The sequence below is a fragment of the Roseomonas gilardii subsp. gilardii genome, from assembly GCF_023078375.1.
Lineage (GTDB): Bacteria > Pseudomonadota > Alphaproteobacteria > Acetobacterales > Acetobacteraceae > Roseomonas > Roseomonas gilardii.
Genome location: NZ_CP095554.1, coordinates 156,509 through 177,056 on the forward strand (window position 1 = coordinate 156,509; position 20,548 = coordinate 177,056).

The window sequence follows — 20,548 nt, forward strand, 5'->3', positions numbered from 1 at the left end:
AGGGATTGCGGGGGGCAAGGACGGTATCCGGGCATGACAGGTCTCACAAGGCAGCGATCTGTGGAACAGGGGGCCGGAAAGCCGGCCCCCCTGTCAAACGATCATGCGCCCTATCCGGACGGCAGGCCTATAGCTGCGGGGCGCAGGACAGCCCCATGCCGGCCTGCCCCCCCTACTCCGCCGGATGCAGCCGGGCCGGCCCCGAATCGCGCCGCCGCCCACGCAGCCGCCAGCGGTCCAGGGCCAGGTAGATCACCGGCGTGGTGTAGAGCGTGAGCAACTGGGACAGGATCAGCCCGCCGATGATGGAGATGCCGAGGGGCTGCCGCAGTTCCGCCCCCACGCCGCTGCCCAGTGCCAGGGGCAGCGCGCCGAAGAGCGCAGCCAGCGTCGTCATCAGGATCGGCCGGAAGCGGTCGCGGCAGGCGGCCAGAATGGATTCCTCGCTCGACGCGCCCTCCTCCCGCTCATGCGTCAGCGCGAAATCCACCAGCATGATCGCGTTCTTCTTCACGATGCCCATCAGCAGGATCACGCCGATCAGCGCCACGACGCTGAAGGAGGTGCCCGTGACCAGCAACGCCAGCAGCGCCCCCAGCCCCGCCGTCGGCAGGGTGGATAGGATGGTCAGCGGGTGGACATAGCTCTCATAGAGCACGCCCAGCACGATGTAGATCGAAACCAGCGCCGCCAGGATCAGCAGCGGCTGCGAATTCTCGAAATCCTGGAAGGCGGCGGCATTGCCGCCATACTGGGTGCGGATGCTGGCCGGCAGCATGATCTCCCGCTCCGCCTGGGCGACCAGTTCCTGCGCCTGCCCCAGGGAGATGCCTTCCGCGAGGTTGAAGGTGATGGTGGTGGCCGGGAACTGGCTGCGATGCGTCACGCGCTGCGGCGCCGTCTCCCGCCGCACCTTCGCCACGGCCAGCAGCGGCACCGGCCCATCGCGCCCGGGCACGAAGACGCGGTCGAACTGCGTCGCGCTCTGCTGAAGGGAGGGTGTGACCTCCAGCACCACGCGATACTGGTTGCGGGACATGTAGATGGTGGAAACCTGCCGCTGCGCGAAGGCATTGTTGAAGGCGGCGCTGATATCCTCCACCCCCACGCCGAGCCGGGAAGCGGCGTCGCGGTCGATGATCAGCCGCTCCACTAGCCCCGCGCTTTCCTGGTCCGAGGAGACGTCCGTGATGCCCTGCACGGTGCGCAGCTTGCGGACCATCTTGTCGGTCCAGTCGCGCAACTCCTCGATATCCGTGCTCAGCATCACGTAGGAGTACTGCGCGTTGCCGCCCCGGCCGCCGATGAAGAGATCCTGCTGCGAGCGCATGAAGACGTTCACGCCCGGGATATGGCTGAGCGGCGCGCGCAGCCGGTCGATCACCTGGGCCGCCGTCACATCGCGTTCGTCGCGGGGCTTGAGCTGGATGTAGATCGAGCCGGAGTTGGTGCCGCCGTTGAAGCCCGTGCCGATGGTGGTGCCGAGGCTGGCCACCGCCGGGTCGGCGGCGATGATCTCGCTCACCCGCTGCTGCAACTGCATCATCCGGTCGAAGGAGGTATCGGGCGCCGCCTGGCTGAAGCCCTGGATCAGCCCCGTATCCTGCTCCGGAAAGAAGCTCTTGGGCACGACCATGTAGAGCCAGATGGTCAGCGCCACGAAGCAGAGCGTGGCCAGCAGCGCGGTGCGCCGGAAATGCAGCACCACGCGCAACGTGCGCAGATAGACGTGGATCACGGCATCCAGCACCCGCTCGAAGCCCCGCGCCAGGCGGCCCGGTGGCCGCTCCGGCCCGGTCCCGCCGAAATGCGCCGTGATCATCGGCGTCAGCGTCAGGGACAGCACGCCCGAGACCAGCACCGCCACCGCCAGCGTCACCGAGAATTCCCGGAAGATGCGCCCGACCACGCCGCCCATGGCCAGCAGCGGCAGGAAGACCGCCACCAGCGAGACGGTGATGGAGACGATGGTGAATCCGATCTCCCGCGCCCCCTCCAGCGCCGCCTCGACCGGCCCCATCCCGCGTTCGCGCAGGCGGGACACGTTCTCGATCATCACGATGGCATCGTCCACCACGAAGCCGACCGCGATGGTCAGCGCCATCAGAGAGAAATTGTTCAGCGAGTAGCCAAGGAACCACATCACCACCAGCGTGGCGAGCAGCGAGAGCGGCACCGCCGCGCTGGCCGCCAGGATCGAGGACAGCCGCCGCAGGAAGACCGCCACCACCCCGATCACCAGGCCGATGGAGAGCAGCAGGGTGAACTCCACCTCCTCCACACTGGCGCGGATCGTGCCGGACCGGTCGCTCTGGACATTGACCTGAACCCCGCCCGGGACCCAGCGCAGCAGTTGCGGCTCCATGGCGCGCACGCCGTCCACCACCTCGATCACATTGGCATCGGCCTGCTTGTACACCTGCAGCAGCACGGAGGGGCGGCTGTCGAAGAACCCCGCCTGCCGCCGGTTGCGGCTACCATCCGTGACATGCGCGATGGCGGAAAGCCGAACCACGCCCCGGTCCGTCGCCTTGACGATCAGCGTCTGGAAATCCCGGGCCTTCAGCAGCCGGCTGTTCAGCCCGATCGAGGCCGCCTGCTCCGGCCCGTCGATCAGCCCGTTCGCCTGGGTGACGTTGGCGTTGCTGAGCGCGGTGCGCACATCCTCCAGCGACAGGCCCGCCGCCGCGATGGCATCCGGGTTCACCGCCACGCGCACCGCCGGCTGGTCGGCGCCCCCCACCTGCACCTGCGCCACGCCATCCACCTGCGACAGGCGCTGCGCCACGATGCTGTCCGCCACGTCATAGAGCGCGCTCTGCGTCAGCGTGTCCGAGGTCAGCGCCAGGATCATCACCGGCGCATCCGCCGGGTTGATCTTGCGCACGGTCGGCGGGTTGGGCAGGCCGGAGGGCAGGTCCTGCCGCGCCGCGTTCACGGCGGCCTGCACATCACGCGCGGCGCTTTCCTGCGTCCGGCTGATGTCGAACTGGATGATGATGTTGCCCGTGCCGGTGGAGGAGAAGGAGGTCATCTCCGTGATCCCCGCCACCGCGCCGATCTGCCGTTCCAGCGGCGCGATCACCGTGGCCGCCAGCGTCTCGGGATTGGCACCGGGCTGGTTCACCTGCACGAAGATGGTGGGCAGGTCCACGCGCGGCATGGCCGAGACGGGCAGCTTCACGAAAGCCACGATGCCCGCCAGCATCATCCCCACCGCCAGCAGGAAGGTGGCGATGGGCCGCCGGATGAAAGGGGCGGAGATCGAGAACACCGCCCCGCTACTCCGCCGGCGCCGGGGAGGTTCCGTCCGAGGCCCCATCCGCCCCGCGCCAGCGCGCGACCATGGCCCGCAGCCGCTCCATCCCCAGATAGACCGCCGGGGTGGTGAAGAGGGTGATGAGCTGGCTCAGCAGCAGCCCGCCGACGATGGAAACACCCAGCGGCAGCCGCAGCTCCGACCCGATGCCGGAGGACAGCACCAGCGGCAGCGCGCCCAGCAGCGCCGCGGCGGTGGTCATCATGATCGGGCGGAAGCGCAGCAGGCAGGCCTCCACCACCGCCTCGCGCGGCGGCAGGCCCCGCTCCCGCTGCGCCTCCAGCGCGAAGTCGATGACCATGATGCCGTTCTTCTTCACGATGCCCATCAGCAGGATGATGCCGATCAGCCCCACCACGGAAAGGTCGAGCCCCCACAGCTCCAGCGCCAGCAGCGCGCCGATGCCGGCGGAAGGCAGGGTGGAGAGGATGGTGATGGGGTGGATCAGGCTCTCGTAGAGCACGCCCAGCGTGATGTAGATCACGATGATCGCCGCCAGGATGAGCCAGGGCTGCCCGGCCAGCGAGGTGTTGAACTCCGCCACGTCGCCGCCGAAGCGCCCCTGCACCGTGTCCGGCAGCCCGATCTCGGCCTCGGCGGCATGGATCGCATCCACCGCCTCGCCCAGCGACATCCCCTCCTCCAGGTTGAAGCTGATCGTCACCGCCGGGAACTGATTCTCCCGCGTCACCAGCAGCGGCGCGCGCGTGCGGGTGAAGGTCGCGATCTCCGCCAGCGGTACCTCCACGCTCGTCGTCGTGGTGGTGCCCGCATTGGTCGTGCTGGTGCTGGAACTGCTGCCGGTGACACGGATCTGCCCGATCATGCTCGGATCGCTGCGGATGGGGTCGGAGGCCTCCAGCACCACCCGGTACTGGTTGCTCTGGCCGTAGATGGTGGAAATCTGGCGCTGACCGAAATTGTCGTAGAGCGCGTTGGCCACGTTCGCCATGCTGACGCCGAGGCGGGAGGCCTTGTCGCGGTCCACCTGGATGGCGACGCGGATGCCGTCGTCGCGCTGGTCGCTCGCCACGTCACGCAGGCCGGGGATCCGGCGGAACCGCTCCACCACACGCGGGGCCCAGAGGCCCAGGCGCTGCGCATCGGAGTCGGTCATCGTGTACTGGTACTGCGTGGTGGAAAGCCGCGCGCCGATCTGGATGTCCTGCACGGCGACCGGATAGGCGATGCCGCCCGGCACGGCGTCGAGCCGCGGCTGCAGCCGCGCGATCACCTGCTGCGCCGTCACGTCGCGCTCGCCGCGCGGGCGCAGCACGGCGATGATGCGCCCGGTGTTCTGCGCCGGGTTGGTCGCCCCCGCCCCGGCGGTGACGGCGACGGAGGAGACCGCCGGGTCCTGCCGCACCACCTCGGCCAGCCGCTGCTGCAAGGCCGCCACCCGGGTATAGGAGGCATCCTGCGGCGCCTCGGTGGTGATCTGGATCAGCCCGTTGTCCTGCGCCGGCAGGAAGCCCTTGGGGATCACCACATAGAGCCAGCCTGTCAGCAGCACCGTCCCCAGCGCCACCAGCAGCGTCAGCCCCTCATGCCGCAGCGTGACCATGAGCATCCGCCCATAGCCGCGCCGCACCCGCTCGAAGCCGTTCTCCACCCAGCGCGCCACCAGCCCCGGCTCGGCATGCGGACGCAGCACCAGGGCGCACATCATCGGCGTCAGGGTCAGGGAAATCACCATGGAGACCAGCACCGCGGCGGTCAGCGTCTCGGCGAATTCCCGGAACAACCGTCCGACCACCCCCTCCATGAACAGCAGCGGGATGAAGACCGCGATCAGCGAGACGGTGAGCGAGACGATGGTGAAGGCGATCTGCCGCGCGCCCGCATAGGCGGCGTCGAGCGGCTTCTTCCCTTCCTCGATCAGCCTCACGATGTTCTCGATCATCACGATCGCATCGTCCACCACGAAGCCGGTGGCGATGGTCAGCGCCATCAGCGACAGGTTGTCGAGCGAATAGCCCATCATCGCCATGACGCCGAAGGTTCCGATGATCGACAGCGGCAGCGACACCGCCGGCACCAGCGTCGCCCGCCCGCTGCCGAGGAAGAGGTAGATCACCCCCACCACCAGCGCCACGGCCAGAACCAGCGTCAGTTCCACCTCGTGCACCGAGGCGCGGATCGTTTCCGTCCGGTCCGACACGACCGCCAGCCGCGCCCCCGCCGGGACGGAGGCCGAGAGCTCCGGCATCAGCGTCTGGATGCGCCCCACCGTCTCCACGATATTGGCGCCCGGCTGGCGCTGCACGTCGATCAGGATGGCGGGCCTGCCGTTGAACCAGGCGCCGTTGCGGTCGTTCTCCAGCGCCTCCACCGAGGTGCCGACATCGCGCAGCCGCACCGGCGCGCCGTTCTGCCAGGCGATGATGACATCGCCGAATTCCGCCGGCGTGCTGATCTGGTCATTGGCCAGGATGCTCGCCGCCTGCCGCGCCCCGTCCAGCGTGCCCTTGGGCGAGTTCTGGTTGGCGTTGGCGATGGCGGTGCGCACCGTCTCCAGCCCGATGCCATAGGCGGCGAGGCGCTGCGGATCGACCCGCAGCCGCACCGCGGGCCGCATGTTGCCCTGCACGCTGACCCGCCCCACCCCGCTCACCTGCGCCAGCTTCTGCGCCAGGATCGTGTCCGCCGTGTCGCTCAGCCGCGCGATGGGCAGCGTGTCGGAGGTCAGCGCCAGGGTGATGATCGCCGGGTCCGCCGGGTTCACCTTGCTGTAGGTCGGTGGATAGGGGAGCGTGGAGGGCAGCGTCCCCCGCGCCGCGTCCAGCGCCGCCTGCACGTCCTGCGAGGCGGTGTCCATGCTCTTGTCGAGCCGGAACTGCAACGTGATCCGGTTCACCCCCGGCCCCGAGACGGCGGTCATCGCCGTCAGGCCGGAGATCTGCGCGAACTGCCGCTCCAGCGGTGCCGAGACCAGCAGCGCCACCGTGTCCGGCGAGGCGCCGGGGAGTTGCGTGCTGACCTCGATGGTCGGGAAATCCACCTCCGGCAGCGAGGAGACCGGCAGGCGCAGATAGCCCAGGATGCCCCCCAGCAGCACCGCGATGGCCAGCAGCGTGGTCGCCACCGGCCGGGCGATGAAGGGTGCGGCGATATTCAATTCCGTGCCCCCGCTTGGCCTCCCGCCTGGCCTCCCGCCTGATTCCCCATCTGGGCCTCGGCCTGGCGGCGGCCCTGCCGCGCCGCCGTGGGCGTTGCCGGTGCCTCCTTCGGCGCGGCCGGGTCCACCACCGAGACCGTGGCCCCCGGGTTGAGCCGCAGCGCGCCCGAGGTCACCACCCGCTCGCCGGCTTTCAGCCCCTGGCGGATCACGGCCTCGCTCAGCGTCAGCGGGCCGAGCGTGACCGGGCGCTGCTCCGCCTTGCTGTCCCCGCCCACCACGAAGACATAGGCTCCGTCCGGCCCCTGCTGCACGGCGACCAGCGGTACCACCATGGCATCCGGCACCGTTTCGATGCCGATGCGCAGGTTCACGAAGGCCCCGGGCCAGAGGCTGCTGTTCTCGTTGGGAAAGACCGCCCGCGCCTTCACCGTGCCGGTGGCGCTGTCCACCTGGTTGTCCACGGTCAGCAGCGTGCCCTCCGCGCCCGGGTCGTCCCCCGCCGCGATGGTCCGCACGGGCACCTTGCCTGCCGCCTGGGCTCGTAGCAGCCGGCCCAGCTCCTGCTGCGGGATGGTGAAGATGGCGGTGATCGGACGCATCTGTGTCAGCGTCACGAGGCCGTTGCTGTCCGAGGTCTGCACGAGGTTCCCCGGATCGACCTGCCGCAGCCCCACCCGCCCGTCGATCGGGGAGCGGATCACGGTGAAGTCCACCTGCGTCTGCGCGCTGTCGATGGAGGCCTGGTCCTGCGCCACCTGGGCCTCGTACATCGCCACCTGGGCGCGCTGCGTGTCCACCTGCTGCCGCGTCACGCCATTGGCCGCCAGCAGCCCCTGGTAGCGTTGCAGGTCCACCTTCGCATTGGCGAGCTGCGCCTGGTCATAGGCTTTCTTCGCCTTGGCCTGTTCCAGCGCGGCGACATAGGTGCGGTCGTCGATGCGGGCGAGGAGGTCGCCCTTCCTCACCTCCTGCCCTTCCTTGAAGGCCACCTCGACCAGCGTGCCGGAGACCTGGGAACGCACGGTGATGGTGTTCAGCGGCGTCACCGTGCCCAGCGCATCGATGGTCAGCGGCAGGTCCTTCACCTCGGCCGCGGCCACCGTGACCGGCACGGGCGCGCCCCCGCCGGGGCCGCCCGGCCCGCGCCGCCGCGCTCCGGCCGGCGGGGCACCGGCGGGGGCACCGTTCCGGGCGCTCGTCGTGCCGCCCTCGCTGCCTCCGCCGAGATAGTGCTTCCAGGCCCAGTAGCCGCCGCCACCCAGCCCGGCGAGCAGGACGATCAGCACCACGAGGCGGGAGAAGGATGACCGTGTCATGGGAATCTTTCGTCTCAGCGCCAGCCACCGCCCAGGGCGCGGAACAGCCCCACCGCGGCCTGGAAATAGGCGAGCCGCGCCTGCACCAGGCTGGTGCGGGCGGAGAACAGAGTCTGCTGCGTGTTGATCAGGGTGATCAGATCAATGGTCCCGGCGCGGAGCTGCGCCTCGGAGATATTGTAGGCCTGCTGCGCCTTTGCAGCCGCATTCGCCTGCCGTTCCACGCGATCCGCCGATTCACGGAAGGCGATCAGCGCGTTCTCCACATCCACCAGCGCCTCGACGATGGCGCGGCGGTACTCCACCACCAGTTCCTGCGCCTGCGCCCGGCTCAGCTCGACCTGCCCACGCAGCGCGCCGCCGTCGAAGATGCTTTGCGTGATCGAGGCGGCGAGCGTGAAGAAGGCGGCCTCCGGCGTCACCAGATTGGCGAGACTCAGCGTCTGGAACCCGCCCTGCGCCGTCAGCGTCACCGAGGGCAGGAGCGCCGCCCGCGCCGCCGCCACATCGGCATTGGCCGAGGCGAGGTTGGCCTCCGCCAGATGCACGTCCGGCCGCCGCGCCAGCACCTCCGCCGGCAGGCCCGGCGCCGCCGAGGGCACGCGGAGCTGGTCCAGCCGTCCGCCCTCGACCTTGAAGCTCTCCGGCGTCCGCCCGATCAGCGTGGCGATGGCGTTGATGTTCTGCCCGATGGTCTGGCGCAGCGGCGGCACGGCCGCCTCCTGCTGCGCCACCACCGTCTCCTGCTGCGCCAGGTCCAGCCCCGTGGCCGTGCCCGCCGCCACCTGGGCGCGGATCACCGTCAGCACCCGGTTGGCGGCGTCCAGGTTGTCGAGCTGCGTGCGCAGCTCCTCCTGCGCCTCCAGCACCGTGAAATAGGTGTCCGCCAGCGAGGCCTGGGTGGTCATCATCACCGTGCCGACATTGAAGCGGCGGGCGATGGCGGTCTGCCGCGCCGCCTCGGTGGCGTTGCGGTTCTTGCCCCAGAAGTCGATCTCGTAGCTCGCCGCCAGGGTCAGGCTCTTGACCGAGCGGGTGGTGGCGCTCGTGCGGCCATAGCCGCTGGAGCGCGCCTGGCTGGCATCGCCGCTGGCATCCAGCGTCGGCAGCAGGGAGGCCCCGGTGATCCGCAACTGCGCATCGGCCTGCCGCACCTGCGCCTCGGCGGCGGCCAGATCGAAGTTCCCCCCCGCCGCGGCTTCCATCAGCCGGTCCAGCTCGGGCGAGCCGAAGCCCTTCCACCAGTCCGGGTCGGGCCATTGCGCCCGGGTCTCCGCCTGGGTCTCGGCCGCCTCGCGGAAGCGGCCCGGCAGGGCGAGGCCGGAGCTCACGGGCTCCGGCCTCGGCCCGCAGGCGGCCAGCGCGGCGGCGGAACAGGCGAGCAGCAGCAGCGCCCGCCGGGGTGCCGAAGGGGAAGCCTGATGGGACCAAGGGCGGACAACATCCCCGGCGGGCCGCACAGCCCCGCCCGCGGTCTCAGCGAAATCGCTCAATCGTCCCCGTCTCCCGACTGGTCCCCGGACTGATCCCTCGCCCGGTCCCCCGCCCCGGGGCCGTGGCCGTCGCCACCCCGGCCGCGCCGCCCCTGGGGGCGGCCGGCGGGCATGTCCTCGGCGATCCGCCGCCGCCCCTCCGGTGAGATCTCACCCATCGCCTGCACCAGGCTTGTGTCGAAACTCCGGCTGAACTCCGCCCCCCGGCCCGCGCGGTGGCCAGCGCCGCCTGCAGCGCCGCCGGGTCGAAAGGCTCGCGCCCGATGCTGGCCCGCACATCGGCGAAGGATTCGCGCAGCCGCCGCCGGGCCGCGTCTCGCGCCTCCCGTCCCGTCTCCATGCGCGCGTGGAAGATCTCCCGGTCCCCGGGCGGCAGCAGGCGCTCCATATGGGCGATCAGCCGGCGCGGGTCCGGCGGCCCGCCGCCACCGCCCGGATCGCGGAACAGCAGCAGCCCGCCGAGCACGAGGTTGAGCGCCAGCGACGCGCCGAGGGCGGCCCGCAGCAGGACAGGAACGGAAAGGCGCATCGTCAGGAGTCGGTATCCAGCAGGGCCAGGACCTGAGTGGCGGAAATCAGGGCGTTGTCGTCGTCCGGGCCGAAGGAATCCGGCAGGCTGAGGCTGGGTGGCGAGATCGCCAGCCAGACGGCGCAGACGGTCAGCATGGCCAGGGCGCCGCATCCGGCCGGCAGCAGCGGGCGGAACCAGGCCCGCAGCCGCCCGCCCGCCTCCACGGACAGGGTGGCGGAGGCCGGCATCCGCGCCACCCGGGCCGCCACCGCGGCACGCATCCGCGCCAGGGCCTCCGGGTCGGGCGGCAGCGCGGCGCCCCCCGGCGTGGCGTCCAGCGCCGCGTCCAGCCGCAGCGCCTCCGCCAGCAGCGCCCTTGCCTCGGCGGAGGTGTCGAGCAGCACCTGGGCCGCCCTGGCCTCCCCCTCCGGCCAGCGCGCGAGGCCGGCCCCATGGGTCTCCAGCCGCCGGCGGAAATCGCGAAGCTCCATGGCCCTCACCCCTTTCCACTCCGCAGCCGCGCCAGAAGGAACAGCCGCCCGCGCCGCAACAGACCTTCCAGCGCCCTCGGGGTCACGTCCAGTGCCGCCGCGGCCTCGGCCCCGCTCAGCCCCTGGTCATAGGCGAGGGCCAGAGCCGCCCGCTGCCGGGGCGGCAGGTCCCGCAGCGCGGCCGCCACCGCCGCCCGGTCCTGCCGCGCCGCCAGCGCCGCCTCCGGGTCCGGGCCCGGGTCCGCCTGCCGCAGCGCTTCCTCCAGCGGCGCGGCACCGCGATGCTCGCCGGGGCGCCGGGCCCGGTCGATCGCGAGGTTCACGGCGATCCGGTAGAGCCAGGTGGACAGCTTCGCCCTGCGCGGATCGAAACGCGCCGCATCCCGCCAGGCCCGCAGCATCGCCTCCTGCGCCACCTCCTCCGCCTCCGCCGGGCGTCCGGTGACGCGCAGCGCCGCGTTGTAGAGCAGCGGCAGTTGCCGGGTGCAGAGATGGTCGAAGGCCAACCGGTCCCCGGCCGCAGCCCAGGCGATCAGGGTCTCGTCCGTCGCGGCCCCGCGGTCCCGCTCCAGGGCCGGAACCTCGGCGGCCAGGTCTCTCGCGACGGACCCGGCTTGGCGGAACGGGGAATATCTCAGGGAGGACTCGATCCGGCCAGAAAGGGTGAGGCTGAGCATGGGGGGAATAAGGGGACCGGTCGGTTGCGTCATCCCTGATACGGTGCAACCGGAGCGAACCCACGCGCCGGGGTATCATTTTTCTGCACCGCGGCCCGCCTCCCGGCTTCCGGAAAGGCCCGATCGCCCGCCGCGCCCCCGGCCGGGAGGGGGAGGCGGGGCCGGCCTTGCCGGGCGTCCCGTTCCGCCCGTTCGGGGAAGACCCGGCCGCCCCTTATGGGAGCCGGGAGCCACGCCGCCGCAGCCTGACCCGCCGCCCCCGGCGCACAGTTGTTCTCTTCCCGCCGCCGTCGGCCCCGTCACCGCCGCGCCGGGCCCGCCACCAACCGGTGAGCAGCCCCAGCCCCGCCAGCACCAGGAAGGGCAGCCCCACCAGGGGCGACAGCACGGCGGACAGGTCGGGCGACCCGCCCCGGGCGAAGATCTCCGCCAGCCCGGCCCCGATCCAGGCATAGACCAGCGTGGCTGGCAGGATGCCCAGTGCCGTGGCGGCGGCAAAGACCGGCCACCGCATCCCCACCATGGCCGGGGCGACATTGCCCAGCCAGAACGGCACCACCGGCATGAAGCGCAGGGACAGCAGATACCAGAACCCGTCCTGTTCCAGCGATGGCCGCAGCCGTTCCACCAGTGGCCCGATCTGGCGGTGCACCAGCGGCTCCAGCGCCGAGCGCACGATCAGGAAGAGCAGCGACCCGCCCAGCGTCGCGGCCGTCACCGCCAGCCCGGTGCCCAGCCAGCGCCCGAACAGGAAGCCCCCCGCGAGTGTCAGGATGGTGCCCGGCACCAGGCAGGCCGTGCAGAGCGCATAGGCCACCACATAGATCAGCACCGCCTGCAGGGGATGCGTCTCGACGAAGACCGCCAGCGTCTCCCGGTACTCCGCCAGCGCCCCCAGGCTGAGATAGCGCCCCAGCCCCAGCGCATAGGCCAGGACACCCCCGGCCAGCAGCAGCGCCAGCGGCCAGAGCCGCAGCCACGTGCCGCCGGACCGTCCACCCGGCTGCCGCCCGGGCCGCCCGTGATGCCGGTCATGCTGCGCCGCCGCGCCGTCCCGCTTCGCCGTCATGCCGGGCCGCCGAACGGGAAGGGTGTCCAGGTGTCGCGCGGCTCGTCCCGGAGCCCACCGGCTCCATCCCCCTGCCCATCCCCCTGCCCATCCCCCTGGCGACATCTCCGCATCCCCCGGCAACGCCCCGCGCCGCCGGCGGATGCGCCGCTCCCTTCCGCGGCCCGACCGAAGGCTGGCCCGGCGCGAAGCGGCTTCCCTTGCCCGCGCGGTCTTGATACGCCGGCCATCACCGATGCGACCTGCCCTGCATGCCTTCCTGGTGAACGGCCGCTTCGGCGACCCCGCCCTCTATGTCGAGCTGCCCTTCGAGCGCCGGGCGCTGATCTTCGACCTGGGCGACCTGCACGTGCTGTCCCCCCGCCGCCTGCTGCGGCTGGAGGCGGCGCTGGTCACCCACGCCCATATGGACCACCTGATCGGCTTCGACACGCTGCTCCGCCACCTCGTCGGGCGCGAGAAGCGCTTCGCCCTGGTCGGGCCGGACGGCATCGCCGCCCGCATCGGCCACAAGCTCCAGGGCTATAGCTGGGACCTCGCCGGCCTCTACGCCGCCGAACTGATCTTCGAGGTCATCGAGGTCACCGCCAGCCCCCATGATGGCCCGGATGGCGGATTGCTCTGGCGCCGCACACGCTTCCGCCTTTCCACCGGCTTCGCCGCCGAACCGGGCGAGACGGGCAGGGCGGAGGACGGCACCGTCCTGCGCCTCCCCCGGCTGGAGATCCGGGCCGCCCTGCTCTCGCACCACGGCGCCCCCTGCCTCGGCTACCTGCTGCGCGAAGTGTCCCACGTGAATCTCTGGCGCGAGCGGCTGGACGTGATGGGCCTGCCCACCGGCCCCTGGCTGAACGGGCTGAAGCGCGCCATCCAGGAGGGCGCACCGGACGATCATCCGGTCCCCGTCCCCGCCCGTGGCCAGGAAAGCACCCTCCCAGGCACTCTCCCCTTGGGTCTGCTGCGCCAGGCCGCCACCGTCACCCCTGGCCAGCGCATCGCCTACTGCACCGATCTCGGCGACACGCCGAGGAACCGCGAGGCCGTCGCCCGGCTGGCGCGGGAGGCCGACCTGCTCTTCCTGGAATCCGCCTTCGCCGCCGGGGATGCCGCCCTGGCCGCGCGGCGCGGCCACCTCACCACCCGCGCCGCCGGGGAGATCGCCCGTGCCGCCCGGGTCCGCCGGCTGGAGCCCTTCCACTTCTCCGCCCGCTATGCCGGGCAGGAGGCACGCATGCTGGCCGAGGCCGCCGAGGCCTTCGGCCGCCCCCTCGCCCCCGCCGAGGTGCCGAAGGGCTGAGGCATCCCTTCATCTCCTTGAAAAACAGCCATTTCCTCCCCATCTCCCAGTGCTTCCGGCAGATCCGAAGGAGAATTCCCGATGGCCAGCGGCTGGGCTCCGGATGGGGCGGTCCAGGACCAGATCGACGACACCGTGACGGACGGCGTGCTGCGCGCCCGTGCCCATATCCCGAAGGGCGAGGGCCCGACCCATTGCGTCGAATGCGACGAGCCGATCCCCGAGGCACGGCGCCGCGCCCTGCCGGGCGTCCGCACCTGCATCGCCTGCCAGTCGGCACTCGACCGCCGCCCGGTGCAGATCGGCTTCAACCGCCGCGGCAGCAAGGACAGCCAGCTTCGCTAGGCCCTCCATCGGACAGCCGGCCGGGCGGGATGGTTCCGGCGGCACAACCTCCACCGCCCCGGATACCGTTCGCGCGCGATCTGCTCTAAGCCTTCGCCCCGGACCTGACCGGAAGGAGCGCCCCGATGTCCCATCCGAAGCCCGCGATGCTGGTAATCCTCGACGGCTGGGGATGGCGCGAGGAAGTGGCCGACAACGCCGTCCGCCAGGCCCATACCCCCTGCTTCGACGAGCTCTGGGCCACCTGCCCGCACAGCTTCCTGCGGACCTCGGGCGAGGATGTCGGCCTGCCGGACGGGCAGATGGGCAATTCCGAGGTCGGCCACCTGAACATCGGCGCCGGCCGCATCGTGATGCAGGACCTGCCGCGCATCACCAGGGCGGTGCAGGACGGCTCCATCGCCAGCCTGCCCGCCGTCACCGACCTCATCGCGAAGCTGAAGGCCAGCGGCGGCACGCTCCAGCTCTGCGGCCTGCTCTCCCCCGGCGGCGTGCACAGCCACCAGGATCACGGCCTCGCCCTCGCGAAGGTCTTCGCCGCCGCCGGCATCCCCGTCGCGGTGCATGTCTGGACCGATGGCCGCGACACCACCCCGCTCGGCTCGGTGGAATTCCTGAAGCGCTTCGAGCCCGGACTGCCGCGGGGGGCGCGCATCGCCTCCGTCTCCGGCCGTTATTTCGCCATGGACCGCGACAAGCGCTGGGACCGGGTGCAGAAGGCCTGGAACGCCATGGTCCTGGGCGAGGGACCGAAATCCCCCTCCGCCACCGAGGCCATCGCCGCCGCCCATGCCGCCGGCACCACCGACGAGTTCATCCCCCCGGCCGTGATCGGCGACTATGCGGGCATGAAGGACGGCGACGGGCTGCTCTGCTTCAACTTCCGCGCCGACCGCGTGCGCCAGATCCTGGACGCCATCCTGGACCCGGATTTCACCGGCTTCCCCCGTCCACGCCTGCCGAAGCTGGCCGGCGCCGCCGGCATGACCCAGTACTCCACCGAGCTGGACCGTTTCCTCGCCACGCTCTTCCCGCCCCAGTCGATGAAGGACATCCTGGGCGCCGTGGTCTCCGCCGCCGGCATGCGGCAGCTCCGCATGGCGGAGACGGAGAAGTACCCGCACGTCACCTATTTCATGAATGGCGGCGAGGAAGAGCCCTTCCCCGGCGAGGACCGGGTCATGGTCCCCTCCCCCAAGGTCGCCACCTATGACCTCCAGCCGGAGATGTCGGAGCCGGAGCTGGCGGCGAAGGCCGAGGCCGCGATCCGCTCCGGCCAGTACGACATGATCCTGCTGAACTTCGCCAATGCCGACATGGTGGGCCATACCGGCAGCCTCGCCGCCGCCATCAAGGCCTGCGAGGCCGCCGATGCCGGCCTCGCCCGCATCGTCTCCGCCATCCGCGACATGGGCGGCGCCCTGCTCGTCACCGCCGACCACGGCAATGCCGAGCTGATGCGCGACCCGGTGACGGGCGGCCCGCACACCGCCCACACCACCAACCCGGTGCCGGTGATCCTGCTGGGCGGGCCCCGGGACTGCACGCTGCGCCAGGGCCGGCTGGCCGATCTGGCGCCGACCCTGTTGCAGCTCCTCGGGCTGAGGCAGCCGGAGGCGATGACCGGCCAGTCGCTGATCCAGGGCGGAGGCTGATTGCCGGCGCCGCCTGATCCCCTGCCGCCTGGTGAAAACCGGCGGCGGGTCGGCCCGGGCGCCATCCCGCCCCCTTGCCCGTCCCTCTGGAAGGCCCGGCTGCAAGCCGCCGCACGGGCCACCGCCCTGGCGCTGCTGATGGCCCCCGCCTCCGCCACCATCCTCGCCGCCGCGCCCCGGAAGCCGGCCGAGCGCCCGCCCGGCCGCGAGGACCTGCACCGGGCGGAGCAGGAGGCGGCACAGGCGAAGGACCTCGCCGAGGCCGCCGCCCGCGCCTCCCGCGAGGCCCGGGAATACGAGGAACGCCTGTCCGCCGAGCGCGCCGAGCTGGGCCGCCGTGCCGTCGCGGCCGAGGAGGCGCTGGACGAGGCGCAGAGCCAGCTCGACGCCGCTCAGGCCGACCTCGCCGCCGCCGAGGCCGCGCTGCGGGAACAGTCGGCCCGGTTGGCCCCCCTCCTGCCCGCGATGCGGCGCATGTCCGCCTGGCCGGCCGAGACGCTGCTCGCTCTGCCCGTGCCTCCGGAGGAGGCGCTGCGCGGCGCCCTGGTGCTGCGTGGCCTGGGGCGGCGCCTGTCCGAGGAAGCAACCGCCTACCGCATCGCCCGCGAGCAGACCGGACAGGCCCTGGCCCGCGCCGCCGCCCGGCGCGAGAACCTCGCCCAGGCCCGCGACCGCGCCCGCGCCGCCAGCCAGGCGGTGGAGGCCAGCCTGTCCGAGGCCCGCACCGCGCGCGGGCAGGCCGATCACGCCGAGGAGCGGGCGGCGCAGCGGGCCGCCAGCCTCGCCGCCCGGGCCGGCAACTTGCGCGGCGCCATCGCCCGGCTGGAGCGCGAGGCCGCCGCCCGTGCCGAGCGGGAGGCGAAGGAGAAGGCCGCCCGCGAGGAAGCCACCCGGCAGGCCGCCCAGGCAGCGGCCACGGCCCGGGAGGATGCCCGCCGCGCCGCCCGCCGCAACCGGGAGGACGAGGAGCAGGTCGCCGCCCTGCCCTCCGCCCCCGCCATCCCCCGTGGCCGGGGCCGCGCCCTGCCCGTGGCCGGCCGCGTCATCTCCCAGTTCGGCGCCGGCGGCACCACCGGCCAGACCTGGTCCACGCCCCCCGGCGCCCGCGTCGTCAGCCCCTGCTCCGGGCAGGTGGCCTTCGCTGATACATTTCGTTCCTATGGCCTGCTGTTGATCATGGATTGCGGTGACGGGTACCATGTGGTCCTGTCTGGTCTCGATCGCCTGGACGCCGGGGTGGGGCAGAAGGTCTCGGCGGGCGAGGCGGTCGGCCAGATGGGGCGTCCCTCTTCCGGGCGCCCCAGCCTCTACGTCGAACTCCGGCGCAGGGGACAGGCGGTGGACCCGCGTCCCTGGCTGGCCGGCAATGGCCGCACGGGATAGGGGCGCCTTCTCTGATTTTTTCCTTGTCTCGGGGAGCCTCGGGCGGATGCGGCGCAAGTTCCGGACAGCAACGGGTGTGGCGGTGGCCTTTGTCGCGGGGGCCGTCGCGGGACCCGTGGTGACTTCGACGGTGGTGCCGGCGCTGGCCCAGGATTCCGGCCGGGCCGACACCTACCGGCTTCTCAACCTCTTCGGCGATGTCTTCGAGCGCGTGCGCGCCGACTATGTCGATCCGGTCAACGACCGGGATGCGATCGAGAACGCCATCAACGGCATGCTCCAGGGCCTCGACCCGCACAGCTCCTACATGAACGCGAAGAACTTCCGCGACATGCAGGTGCAGACGCGCGGCGAGTTCGGCGGCCTCGGCATCGAGGTCACGCAGGAAGGCGGCTACGTCAAGGTCATCTCGCCCATCGACGACACGCCCGCCCAGCGCGCCGGCATCAAGCCCGGTGACCTGATCACCAACCTCAACGGCACCTCCGTCCAGGGCATGAGCCTGCAGGACGCGGTGGAGCAGATGCGCGGCGAGCGTGGCTCCTCCATCCGCCTGACCATCCGGCGGGAGGGCGTGACCACGCCCATCGACCTCAGCCTGACGCGCGAGGTGATCCGCCCGCAGGTGGTCCGCGCCCGGCTGGAAGGCAACGACATCGCCTATATCCGCCTCACCTCCTTCAACGAGCAGACCGATCCCGGCCTGCGCAAGACCTTCCAGCAGCTCAAGTCCCAGGCGCCGAACGGGCTCAAGGGCCTGATCCTCGACCTGCGCAACAACCCGGGTGGGCTGCTCGATCAGGCGATCCAGGTCAGCGACGACCTGCTCGACCAGGGGGAGATCGTTTCCACCCGCGGCCGCCGGCCCGAGGACGCACAGCGCTGGAACGCCCGCGCCGGGGACATCACCAACGGCCTGCCGGTGGTGGTGCTGATCAATGGCGGCTCCGCCTCGGCCAGCGAGATCGTGGCCGGCGCGTTGCAGGACCACCGCCGCGCGGTGGTGCTGGGCGTGAAGTCCTTCGGCAAGGGCTCGGTGCAGACGGTCATGCCGCTGCCCGGCAACGGCGCCATCCGCCTGACCACGGCGCGCTACTACACCCCCTCCGGCCGCTCCATCCAGGCCACCGGGATCGAGCCGGATGTGGAGGTGCTCGGCCAGCGCGTGGACGCCGCCCAGCGCGACCGCGAGGCCGATCTTCGCCACGCCCTCAAGCACCCCGAGACGTCCTCCGCCACCCCGGTGGTGCCGCTGCCGCCGCTGAACCTGCCGCAAGGCTTGCTCGACCGCATCCAGCACACGCCGCCCGAAGGCGCCCCTGCCTTCGACCCGACCAAGCCGGAGACGGACTTCCAGTTGCAGCAGGCCCTGGTGCTGGTGCGTGGCATGGCCGCGACGCCGCAGCAGGCCCCGGCGCAGCGCCGCGCCAGCCGCTGATGCGCTGACGCGGCCCGGTCCATGGCCGGAACGGGCCATGGACCGGCCGGCAGGACCGGATGCCAGCATCATCCGGCCGGCCGAAGGATGGGGAACCGGCCCTGCGCCGCATGACCCGTCCGTGGCCAACCGCCCCGGCGATGGATCACCATCGCCTCGGGAACCCCGCAAGAACCTCCGTCCTTGCAACTTCCGGCTGCCGCATCAGGGTCGTTTACCGGGCATAAACGCCAAGGACGCCATAAAATTGTGGAAAGTGGCGGACCTGCCTGGAAATGGCCTCATTGATGAGGATACTCTCAAAAAGAGAGACTGCGGCGGAAGATCCGTCGCAGGAAGCCAGAAATCTGCCCCGGACCAGCCCCGATGCGCTGTCGCATCCCGGCTTTCCGGGCCAGGGCGAACGGACGGAAACCATGCGCGAGGCGATGGCTGGCGGCCCGGAAGCCAGCGAATGGACCGATGGCTGGGCCTGGCTGAGGCGCTTCTGGGGCTTCGTCCTGACCGCCACCCTGCTGGGCCTCGGCACGCTCGCCTATCTCGGCCCGCCGCCGCCCCGGGAAGCCGCCGCGCAGCCCCCTGCCGTCGTCACCCCCGCCGCTCTCCCTGACGCCGCCGCGCCGGTTGTCCCCGCCACGGCCGAGGCCCAGGCCGCCACCCTGACCGACCTCCAAGACCCCGCCCCCCCGCAGAACCAGGGGCAGCCAGGTCCGATCCCGCCACCGGACCCGCAATTGCTGGAGGCGACGCATCTCGGCGCCCTGCCCCGCGTGGCGCCGGATGGCCGGACCTCGATCCGGACCTATGGCCGCGCCTTCGCCCGTGGCGAGAAGCGGCCGCGCATCGCCATCGTGGTCGGCGGGCTGGGCCTCCATGCGGGGCTGAGCGACGAGGCCATCCGCCGCCTGCCGCCCACGACCGGCCTCGCCTTCAGCCCCTATGCCCAGAATATCCAGCCCCTGCTGAACCGCGCCCGCGCCCGGGGGATGGAGATGCTGGTGGCCCTGCCCATGGAGCCCGCCGGCTATCCGTCCAACGACCCGGGGCCCCGCGCCCTCCTCACCACGCTTCCGGCCGCCGAGAATGCGGAGCGGCTGCGCTGGGTGCTGACCCGGATGCAGGGCTATGTCGGCGCGGTCGGCGCCCTGGGCGGCATGCGCGGCGAACGTTTCGCCCAGGCGCCGGAACTGCTGGCCGGAGTGCAGGACGTGCTGCGCGACCGCGGCCTGCTCTATCTCGACCCGCGGCCCGAGGCGACCAACAGCAACCGCGCCTGGGGCCGCACCGCCGATGTGGTGATCGACGAGCCCGCGACGCGGGAGGGCGTGGAGCGCCGCTTGCAGGAACTCGAGCGTGTTGCCAAGGAATGGGGCTCGGCCCTCGGCGTGGCCGGCGATGCCTCGCCGGTGCTGCTGGACCGTATCACCAGTTGGGCGACAGGGTTGGAACAGCGGGGGATCGTGCTGGCCCCCGTCACCGCCATCCTCCGCCGCCCTGAGATCCCGCAGAAGGAAACTGCCACGCGATGAGCGACCTGCCCTACCGCCCCAATGTCGGTGCCGTGCTCTTCAACGCGGACGGGCTGGTGCTGGTGGCGCGCCGGGCGGACCAGCCGCATGGGGAGGCCGGCGCGGGCGCCTGGCAACTGCCCCAGGGCGGGCTGGACGAGGGCGAGGAGCCGCGCCAGGCCGTGCTGCGCGAACTGGCCGAGGAGATCGGCACCGACAAGGCCGAGATCCTGGCCGAACATGATGAATGGCTGCGCTACGACCTGCCGGAGCATCTGATCGGCAGGATCTGGGGCGGCCGCTGGCGTGGGCAGAAACAGCGCTGGTTCGCCCTGCGCTTCACGGGCCAGGATTCCGACATCCGCCTGGATGCCGACGCCCATCAGGAATTCGACGCCTGGCGCTGGGCCGCGCTGGAGGAACTCCCCGGCCTCGCCGTCCCCTTCAAGCGCCCGATCTACGAGGCCCTGGCCCGCGCCTTCGCCCGCTTCGCCGTTCCCATGGCGGAGTGATCTGGCTTTACCCTTGGCTCCCCGGGGGCAAGGCTCCGCCTTTCCCCCGGCCCCCCATCCGCCAGGACCCTGCGGGCCCTGGACCCGGTTCGTTGGTTCCTGCTGCGGCCGGATCGCGCCGGAGAGCTCGGCTCTCCGGCGACTGCCAATGCCACCAGTGCGGCCAAGGCGTTTTTCTTCTTTTCGGGAGCCCCGCTGGTCCACCTGCGCCAGGGATCGGGCTGTGGAACAACGGTATCCGCCGGCGCCCACGAAAGCCCGGGGTCTGGGGACCGGCTTCGGTCCCCCATCCTGGTCATGGGCGGAGAGGGTCCGGGAGAGGCGGCGCCTCTCCCGGGGGCCAACCACGGAAGCTGAGCCTGGAATCTGGAATCGAATCGCAACGAAACCCGACGGAGTGTCTCGAACCGAGA

General features: G+C 71.6%; 15 protein-coding genes. 7 read left to right on the forward strand and 8 right to left on the reverse strand.

What is annotated here, in order from left to right:
• Positions 1-172: 172 nt before the first annotated feature.
• The 8 genes from MVG78_RS00765 to MVG78_RS00800 all read right to left on the reverse strand — a co-directional run bounded on the left by MVG78_RS00765 (position 173) and on the right by MVG78_RS00800 (position 11,997).
• Positions 173-3,274, reverse strand: coding sequence for an efflux RND transporter permease subunit (locus tag MVG78_RS00765; RefSeq protein WP_282615034.1), 3,102 nt, complete (start codon positions 3,272-3,274; stop codon positions 173-175).
• A 7-nt stretch (positions 3,275-3,281) separates the two neighbouring features.
• Positions 3,282-6,437: an efflux RND transporter permease subunit gene (locus MVG78_RS00770; RefSeq protein WP_247557323.1), complete on the reverse strand. Its 3,156-nt coding sequence runs from the start codon at positions 6,435-6,437 to the stop codon at positions 3,282-3,284.
• Positions 6,434-7,756 (reverse strand): efflux RND transporter periplasmic adaptor subunit, encoded by a 1,323-nt coding sequence (locus MVG78_RS00775; RefSeq protein WP_247557326.1) that lies wholly within the window; start codon positions 7,754-7,756, stop codon positions 6,434-6,436. Before MVG78_RS00775 ends, MVG78_RS00770 begins: the two co-directional genes overlap by 4 nt.
• Before the next feature lie 14 nt (positions 7,757-7,770).
• Positions 7,771-9,249 (reverse strand): efflux transporter outer membrane subunit, encoded by a 1,479-nt coding sequence (locus MVG78_RS00780; protein WP_247557329.1) that lies wholly within the window; start codon positions 9,247-9,249, stop codon positions 7,771-7,773.
• The gene (locus tag MVG78_RS00785) at positions 9,233-9,778 is read right to left on the reverse strand and encodes a periplasmic heavy metal sensor (RefSeq protein ID WP_247557331.1); all 546 of its coding nucleotides are present in this window, start codon (positions 9,776-9,778) and stop codon (positions 9,233-9,235) included. The genes MVG78_RS00780 and MVG78_RS00785 overlap by 17 nt, the downstream gene beginning before the upstream one ends.
• Before the next feature lie 2 nt (positions 9,779-9,780).
• Positions 9,781-10,251 (reverse strand): hypothetical protein, encoded by a 471-nt coding sequence (locus MVG78_RS00790; protein ID WP_247557334.1) that lies wholly within the window; start codon positions 10,249-10,251, stop codon positions 9,781-9,783.
• 5 nt (positions 10,252-10,256) lie between these two features.
• Positions 10,257-10,928: a sigma-70 family RNA polymerase sigma factor gene (locus MVG78_RS00795; RefSeq protein ID WP_247557336.1), complete on the reverse strand. Its 672-nt coding sequence runs from the start codon at positions 10,926-10,928 to the stop codon at positions 10,257-10,259.
• 214 nt (positions 10,929-11,142) lie between these two features.
• Positions 11,143-11,997 (reverse strand): TVP38/TMEM64 family protein, encoded by an 855-nt coding sequence (locus MVG78_RS00800; RefSeq protein WP_247557339.1) that lies wholly within the window; start codon positions 11,995-11,997, stop codon positions 11,143-11,145.
• 235 nt (positions 11,998-12,232) lie between these two features.
• Here MVG78_RS00800 and MVG78_RS00805 point away from each other — a divergent pair, with 235 nt between their 5' ends.
• The 7 genes from MVG78_RS00805 to MVG78_RS00835 all read left to right on the forward strand — a co-directional run bounded on the left by MVG78_RS00805 (position 12,233) and on the right by MVG78_RS00835 (position 20,135).
• On the forward strand, positions 12,233-13,294 hold the full coding sequence (locus tag MVG78_RS00805; protein ID WP_247557342.1) for an MBL fold metallo-hydrolase: 1,062 nt from the start codon (positions 12,233-12,235) through the stop codon (positions 13,292-13,294).
• A gap of 81 nt (positions 13,295-13,375) precedes the next feature.
• Positions 13,376-13,639, forward strand: coding sequence for a DksA/TraR family C4-type zinc finger protein (locus tag MVG78_RS00810; RefSeq protein ID WP_247557345.1), 264 nt, complete (start codon positions 13,376-13,378; stop codon positions 13,637-13,639).
• 125 nt (positions 13,640-13,764) lie between these two features.
• On the forward strand, positions 13,765-15,294 hold the full coding sequence (gene gpmI / locus MVG78_RS00815) for a 2,3-bisphosphoglycerate-independent phosphoglycerate mutase (protein WP_247557348.1): 1,530 nt from the start codon (positions 13,765-13,767) through the stop codon (positions 15,292-15,294).
• A complete protein-coding gene (locus tag MVG78_RS00820; RefSeq protein WP_247557351.1) occupies positions 15,295-16,677 on the forward strand; it encodes a murein hydrolase activator EnvC family protein in 1,383 nt (460 codons plus the stop codon).
• Positions 16,678-16,723: 46 nt separating this feature from the next.
• Complete coding sequence (locus MVG78_RS00825) at positions 16,724-18,115, forward strand: S41 family peptidase (RefSeq protein ID WP_247557354.1); 1,392 nt, start codon at positions 16,724-16,726, stop codon at positions 18,113-18,115.
• A gap of 416 nt (positions 18,116-18,531) precedes the next feature.
• The gene (locus MVG78_RS00830; protein WP_247557356.1) at positions 18,532-19,644 is read left to right on the forward strand and encodes a divergent polysaccharide deacetylase family protein; all 1,113 of its coding nucleotides are present in this window, start codon (positions 18,532-18,534) and stop codon (positions 19,642-19,644) included.
• The gene (locus MVG78_RS00835; protein ID WP_247557359.1) at positions 19,641-20,135 is read left to right on the forward strand and encodes an RNA pyrophosphohydrolase; all 495 of its coding nucleotides are present in this window, start codon (positions 19,641-19,643) and stop codon (positions 20,133-20,135) included. The genes MVG78_RS00830 and MVG78_RS00835 overlap by 4 nt, the downstream gene beginning before the upstream one ends.
• The last annotated feature ends 413 nt before the right edge of the window (positions 20,136-20,548 follow it).